This window comes from Winogradskyella psychrotolerans (assembly GCF_018860545.1).
Classification (GTDB): domain Bacteria; phylum Bacteroidota; class Bacteroidia; order Flavobacteriales; family Flavobacteriaceae; genus Winogradskyella; species Winogradskyella psychrotolerans_A.
The window spans coordinates 82,278-88,442 of record NZ_JAHKPN010000041.1 but is presented as its reverse complement, the minus strand read 5'-3'; the positions used below and the strand labels follow the sequence as shown (position 1 = coordinate 88,442).

General features: G+C 32.1%; 5 protein-coding genes. 1 reads left to right on the top strand and 4 read right to left on the bottom strand.

Annotated elements, in window-relative coordinates:
• The 4 genes from KO515_RS14030 to KO515_RS14015 all read right to left on the bottom strand — a co-directional run.
• Positions 1 to 1,319 (bottom strand): PorP/SprF family type IX secretion system membrane protein (locus KO515_RS14030; RefSeq protein ID WP_215936967.1); only part of this gene is annotated, 1,319 nt, incomplete at its 3' end.
• A gap of 1 nt (position 1,320) precedes the next feature.
• Positions 1,321 to 2,724 carry a gliding motility-associated C-terminal domain-containing protein gene (locus KO515_RS14025; RefSeq protein WP_252723880.1) on the bottom strand — a complete coding sequence of 468 codons (1,404 nt, stop codon included), beginning with the start codon at positions 2,722 to 2,724 and terminating at the stop codon, positions 1,321 to 1,323.
• Between the two features lie 129 nt (positions 2,725 to 2,853).
• Positions 2,854 to 4,176: a hypothetical protein gene (locus KO515_RS14020; RefSeq protein WP_215936965.1), complete on the bottom strand. Its 1,323-nt coding sequence runs from the start codon at positions 4,174 to 4,176 to the stop codon at positions 2,854 to 2,856.
• Between the two features lie 272 nt (positions 4,177 to 4,448).
• Positions 4,449 to 4,901, bottom strand: coding sequence for a hypothetical protein (locus KO515_RS14015; RefSeq protein WP_215936964.1), 453 nt, complete (start codon positions 4,899 to 4,901; stop codon positions 4,449 to 4,451).
• A gap of 550 nt (positions 4,902 to 5,451) precedes the next feature.
• Here KO515_RS14015 and KO515_RS14010 point away from each other — a divergent pair.
• A complete protein-coding gene (locus tag KO515_RS14010) occupies positions 5,452 to 6,063 on the top strand; it encodes a hypothetical protein (protein ID WP_215936963.1) in 612 nt (203 codons plus the stop codon).
• Positions 6,064 to 6,165: the final 102 nt, after the last annotated feature.

The following is a 6,165-nucleotide window of genomic DNA, read 5'->3' as shown; positions in this document are numbered from 1 at the left end:
TGAGCAGCAGCGTCTTCTTTAGCTTTTTGTTCTGCTTGTAATTTTACTCTCATTGCCGCTCTTTCCGCAGCCTTTTTATCAGCTTCAATTTTATCGGTTTCAGCCTTTGCTTCGGCCAATTCTTTAGCTTTTTGATCTTCTATTAATTTAGCCTGCGCTTCAGCTTCTTTAAGCTCTTTTTCTTGTATAGCTAAAATTTCAGCTTGTTTTTCAGCTTCAAGTTTTTCTTTAGCCTTTTGTTCCGCCGCTAATTTAGCTTCAGCATCTGCTTCGGCTTTCGCTTCTGCATTAGTCGTAGATTTCGCTCTTGTAGTACTTGGTTTTGAAGTTTTAACTACACGACGCCTTTTAGTTCTATTTGAAGAAAGGATACTGCTTACTTCATCCTCACGACTATAATCATAATAATTATCGTTTTTAAATCGGTAAGCTAAAGTGATTTCGTGCGATGGACCAAAATTACTTAAATCGCCAAAAGCAGTTTCATAATTATACTCAATTGCAATTTGTGTTGTGATATTTAAACCTAGTCCACCTGAAGCACCATACAGTGTATTATAACCCGCTTGTGCCCAAATTCCTTTAGGTACCGTGACCATGGCCACTGCAGATAAGATGGTTTCCTCTTTTTGAAACTCAGATCGTAATAAGCCTGTAAACTTACTTTCGTCAAAAAAACCTCTGCTATCCATATAACCTGTGTACATCACATGAGCCGCAATGCTTTGTTGTGGATTATCTTCAATAAGTGCTGATGATTCAAAATTATATAATGCCAAGTTGTTTATAGATACTCCAAAATCTAAAAACTCAGTTCCATAATTAATCCCTGGGTTAATCGTTAAAAGAAAATTTTCTGGGACGTTTTGCAATGAAGGATCATCAAAATTTGTGACTACATTTGCCGTATTTATACCACTTTTATAAGCACCAATATTCAATCCAAATGTTAGGTTGCTATTGTAGTTTAATTGTGCGTTGTATGCAAAATTCAAAATACCACCAAAAGTGGTTAATACTCCATAATTTTGTTGAAACAATCCTAAACCAGCACCTATATTTTCACCAAATCGTCCTGAATAACTTGCTAAATAGGTGAGTGGTGCATTTTCAAATTGTACCCATTCTCTTTTATTATAGATACTAATATACTTAGTTTGCGCTCTCACAAAACTAAACGTTGGGTTTACGGTATAACGATTAAATGTCAAAGAATTACGTGTTGGTATGGCAAGTGAAACCACTCCGTCATCTTCTTGAGCGTAGAATGTCTGTAAAGAACAGAACCATAATATAAGAAGTAAAAAAAGTGCTTTCATATTATTTCACTACGGTTATTGAACCTTTTTTTGTTTTATTATCTGCTGTTGTGATAATGTAATAATAGACTTGATTAATGTTTGTTAAATTTAAATCCGTTTCAGGCCAATTGTTTAAGTAATCTTTAGTCTGCAGAACGATTTTACCTTGACTACTTAAAATAATTACTTCCGTATCTGTACCACTCACATATTGCGCTGGTATAATCCAAGTATCATTAATACTGTCACCATTAGGACTAATTAAGTTTGGAATATGCTCCACTTCAGGAAAAAGATCTAATTCTTCTTCTATAGAAAATAAATATTCAACAGATGTTGTACAATCTGTAGTTTGCGTAATACGAACTACATAGTCACCAAACTCAGTAGCCTCAAATGAAGCTCCCGTTGCGCTTGCAATAATATTACCATTTAAGTACCATATAAATTCTGGGTTTATAGCCGTTGTAGTTACAGTAACTAGTAGTGAATCTTCTTCAGACATCTCATTAAACTCAGGGACATCAATAGAACTTTCAAATAACTCACTTACTAAATCAATAGTACCAGAAGCAGAACAGTCACCTAAATCTACTTGAACTGAAAATATACCAGACTCATTAGTTTGAAACATTTGATCTGTTGCACCTGCAATTATATTACCATCCTTATACCATTGATATGAAACACCACTAATAGTACTTAAAGACGTGAAACCTTCACCTGGACAATATGGATTCCCTAAACTTGAAACAATGGTTGCATTGGCTTCCCCTGATACCGCTTCACTAATAGTTACGCGATTAGAAAAAGAATCTGATGTACATGTGCCGTAGTTCGTTCTTACAAAATAAGTCCCTTCTGTACTTACAGATAATGTAGGACCGTCAGCTACAAAAGCAGATGTCGTTGGACCAGTTTCCTTGTACCACTTGAATGTAAGACTAGGGTATTGCAGTGGAGAATCGTTATTTCCATTTCCTGGATTATCAATTGATAATAAATAACTACCTCCTGAACAATACACTCCAGTAGAGACCAAGTTGTTAATAGTAAAAGGTGAATCTTGAATTTTATAATACGCTGCAAACGGCACTGATCTTGAACTCGTTGCCGCAGGAGCACTACTTTTTATACGAATACGATAATTTTCACCAGCTGTAGTTTCCGGTATAGAAAACGCTATTGTTGCTGGAGATACCGTAACAGATCCTGCTTCCGTAGTATGTACAACGGTTGGTTCTGTAAAATCTCCACTGGCATCAGACATCTCAATAATAAATTGATTAGATGCGTTTAATGCAGATTCTGGCGAAAAAACAAATGTGGTATTATAGGTATTAAACGAATCACTTGCACATGCTTGAGTAAATCCTAAATTTGGAGTACCAATAACCACTTGTGCATTAACTCGTTGTGCCATAAAGACGAGACATACACAAATTCCATATAAGAATTGTTTTAGGTAAGTAGGTTGAAGCATTAGTTTGGAGATTGTAATTTTATTCTATAAGCTGTTTAGAGTTTTATTAGTGGCTTTACACCTATAAATTTATTCATCTTCATCTTCGTCATCAAATAAATCATTTGATGCTATAATTTTATTTATACGTAATCTAAAATCTGGAGTTCTACTATTGTCAGAATCAATAAAAGTTTCTGAATCTGGACCTTTAGAGTAGACATTATCAAAAGCTCTACTACCATACCAACTCTCTAAATCATCATTGTTAGATGCATATTTCTTAAAAATATTCCCTTTACAATTATTAAAATATGAGCGTGTAATTTGTACTTTTTCTAAATTCTCACTATTAATTTCAATAGCTTCATCTAAAACTATAGCTGGTTTAAAACCAGAAATAACACTTCTGTTAATATTAAATGATGCGTCTGGCCCAATAAAAATAGCTTCTTGTACAAGACCCACTTTTATATCTGATTTTAAATCGTTACTAACGTTCACTAGGGTTAGGTTTTCAGCATCTACAAAAGTTTGCTTTTTAGACGTATCTGCATTTTCCTTTAAATCATACGAGCTAACCAACATACAGCGCGACCCATCTGCACTAGAAATATAAGGAGATCTTACCGCTAAGGCATTTTCAATATTACATTGTGTACCGTAGTTAAAGTTATAATCGTTTTTATTAGATCTATAAGACACTGTTTTTGTTAAGTTAACTTCGCCACCTAAAACATTAAAAGAGTTGCCTTCGCAATAGCTCACCATAACATTACTTATAGCCGTTTTTGAGCCCACACCTGCAAGCGTAAGAGCACTGAAATTTTCGAAACCTTTTGTTTTCTTTCCTGCGTATTCAATTCTAATATAATTTAAGATCCCAGAATTACTTTCACTATTATCTCCACCATAACTGATACTTTCTGTTGAAGAAGGATTTAAGCCATAGTTAAGAGAAGCGACTTTACCGAACGTATTAATAGGAGCATCTCCAAGAATAAAAATCCCACCCCAATCTCCAGAATTTTTATCTGTTTTATTTGAAGTAAAGATAATGGGGTCTGTTGGTGTACCTTCTGCAATAATTTTAGAACCGTTACCTATAATTAAAGATCCTTTAGTTTTAAAATCACCTAATATAACAGTACCAGGTTCTATTGTTAAAGTTGTGCTATCCGTCACAAAAACTTCACCCAACAAAAGATAGGTGTTCCTTTTAGTTAATGTTATATGTTCTGTAATGTTTCCTGACAGTATTTGTGTCGGTTCTTCATAGTTAGCTTTATTAGGTTGAAAGTCTGTCCATGAATCTAGCCAGTTATTATAGCCAGTAATTCCTTTTTCTTGTTGAGCAAATAAATTACCAAACACTAAAAGAAAGAAAAGTGAAGTAAAAGTAATTTTTTTCATAATAGGTAAATTTTATATTTAGATTTTAAGGGCTTTAAATACAATTCTCATCAAACATATAAATATATTCCATGAAACACAAATAATATCGATAAAATACACTGTTAAAATAGTATTGTACCATTAATACTACAAATTATAGCTGTTTGTCGGATAAATAAGAATATTTTAAAATGATTTATATCATTTTAGTAAGGACATGAATAGAATTAAAAAAAACCTTGACCAGTATGATCAAGGTTTTTAAACACATGTAATAATTAAAAAACTAACTAATCCTTTTTAAAATCTTCGTAGGTATGCAATGCTTTTAAAGTTGATTCATAAAAAAGAATTGCCGCAATCAAATCTGTGGTATCAGAGTAGGGTAATATCTTTTTTTGAAATTCAATAGTACTATCAAAATAAGAAACAGACGCTTCAATATTTTCTTCTAAAGCTTTTTTATTATCTTTTGTATCTGGTATACCAAGATTCTCCATAGTAACACCTGGCTTGGTTGCAAATGCAATATTTGGAAGGATATTTACAATTACTTCTATCCGTTCAATGTAAAGAACAAGAAGTTCTCCTTTTTTCATCTTTTTTAAGTCTTCTCGACTGTGGTATGCTGAAATGTTTACTTTGCCACTAATGATGCTTTGAGATTCCTCTTTTTTTTGAGCAAAACTCATACTAATCATTAGAAAAAATAGAGCACAAAATAAAGTAGATTTGGTTTTCATATTCACGCTTTTAATTAATCTTAGTACAACAAAACTATACAATTTATTAAATAAAACAACTTTATTTGAGCATTTTTCGAAAAAGATTTTTCCATGTAAAATACATATTTCTTGGTTAAACTGCACTATTAGTGGATTAAACGTCAATTTAATCGACGAAATACTCTCTCAGTTTTTTTCCATTTTTCAACTTAGAAACACCAATTTTTGATAAACATTTGGACTATAATCTTATAATATCATGTTTTATGTGGTATTAAAATAAACACGATTTTGTAATCAGAATACCTATTATAATTCAACATTTTTAAGACTCAAAAAACAGTTCAGTAATTTTGTTTCTCCAATAAGTATTCTATCCCATTTTAAGGTTAGAATTTAAGAATATTACGGTCTATTATTTGCGGTTACTATTTAATGAACTCATAGTATTTCATCGGAAATTTTAACTCTTTTTTTCGGTTTATCGTAAAAATGAAGCATTGATATGATTTTTAAGGTATTAGAATATAAAAGCATCAATTTTGGTGTAACCCAAAAGCTTATTCTTATGAAAAACCTAATATCTTTTTTTTGTATCGTATGTTTCTCTAGCGTTTTTAATAGCGCTGTCGCACAAGAATCAAATTCTATTTTGGATTTTAATAGTCCTATATATGATCGTGCTGAAGATCAGTTACATAATATAGACACCATTCCAGATTATAGATCAAAAACTAATAAACTAAAGTTAACTGGTATTATATATCAGAGTGATGGTGTAACACCAGCAAAAGATATTATTCTATTTATTGAGCAGCCTGATGAAGATGGTGATTTTGATTTAAGAAACACCGGAGATGCTCGTTACGTATTTCATCGAAGTTGGGTTAAAACCGATGCAGATGGACGATACACATTATACACTTTTGTTCCGGGAGGTGATAGAAGATTCAACCAATTGCAACAAATATTTCCTATAGTAAAAGAACCTACAAAAGGGCCGTACGAATTAGAAACCTTTCTTTTTGATGAAGATCCTTTATTAACAAAGACATGCAGAAAACGTATGGCTAAAAAAGGAGATACAACTCGCATCCTTAAACCAAAAACAGAAGATGGTATTTTAGTTGCAGAACGGAATATCACTTTAAAAGCAGATGAAGTATTAGCAAATTTATAATATAAACTCTATAATTTTTTCTGAGCGTCCTAATTCTTTTAGGACGTTTTTTATCTTTTCACTTTTTAATAAGTATAATTAAACTTCAACATAATTATAATA